This window comes from Terrisporobacter sp., assembly GCF_017888745.1.
In the GTDB taxonomy this organism is placed as follows: domain Bacteria; phylum Bacillota; class Clostridia; order Peptostreptococcales; family Peptostreptococcaceae; genus Terrisporobacter.
On record NZ_JAGHFM010000375.1, the window covers coordinates 1 to 1,259 of the forward strand.

The 1,259-nt window shown below is 33.4% G+C and carries 1 protein-coding gene; it reads left to right on the forward strand.

The features are described 5' to 3' along the window. Positions 1-1,259: AIR synthase-related protein (locus J7G74_RS16165; protein WP_297137275.1), on the forward strand; the 1,259-nt coding region annotated here is incomplete at both ends.

The following is a 1,259-nucleotide window of genomic DNA, read 5'->3' on the forward strand; positions in this document are numbered from 1 at the left end:
ATGCAAAAGAAAATAACTACAGAAGCAGCTAATGGATATTGTTCTTATGGTAATCAAATAGGATTAACTACTGGTCAAGTCTCAGAAGTGTATGATGAAGATTTTGTAGCTAAAAGAATGGAAATAGGAGCTGTTATAGCTGCAGTACCAAAAGAAAATGTAGTAAGAGTAAGACCAGAAGATGGTGATATAATAGTTCTTCTTGGAGGAAAAACAGGAAGAGATGGATGCGGGGGAGCTACTGGATCATCAAAAGAACATAGTGAAGATTCTATAAAAACTTGTTCAGCAGAAGTTCAAAAAGGTGATGCTCCTAACGAAAGAAAAATCCAAAGATTCTTTAGAAACAAAGAAGTTGCTCAGATGATAAAAAGATGTAATGACTTTGGAGCAGGTGGAGTAAGTGTTGCTATAGGTGAAATAGCAGATAGTTTAGATATAAACTTGGATTTAGTTCCTAAAAAGTACAACGGATTAGATGGAACAGAGCTTGCAATATCTGAGTCTCAGGAACGTATGGCAGTTGCTATAGATCCATCAAATAAAGAAAGGTTTATCCAATTAGCTGGAGAAGAAAACTTAGAAGCAACTCATGTTGCTACAGTAACTAATACTGGATATTTAAGAATGACTTGGAATAATCAAACAATAGTTAATTTAAAAAGAGAATTCTTAGATACGAATGGGGTAAAACAAACAACTAATATATATGTAAATAAAGTTGATGAAGAAGATACATACTTCCAAAATGGCAATGTAGAATGTGAAGCTTCATCAATAAAAGAAAAATTTGAAAAAGCATTATCAGATTTAAATATATGTTCTCAAAAGGGATTAGTTGAAAAATTTGATAATAGTATAGGTGGGAATACAGTGTTAATGCCATTTGGTGGAAAATATCAAGCTACACCAGCTCAAGGTATGGTTGCTAAAATACCAGTACTAGGTGGAGAAACAACCACTTCAACTATAATGACATATGGATATAATCCTAAAATAGGAAAATGGAGTCCGTTCCATGGAGCTTTATATGCAGTAGTAGAATCAATTTGTAAATTGGTTGCTATAGGTGGTAACTATAAAACAACAAGACTTACTTTCCAAGAGTACTTCGAAAAACTAGGAAAAAATTCTGCTAAATGGGGTAAACCATTTGCAGCATTATTGGGAGCGTATTATGTTCAAAATAAATTAGAAATACCAGCAATAGGTGGAAAAGACAGTATGTCTGGTACTTTCAAAGATATAGATGTGCCACC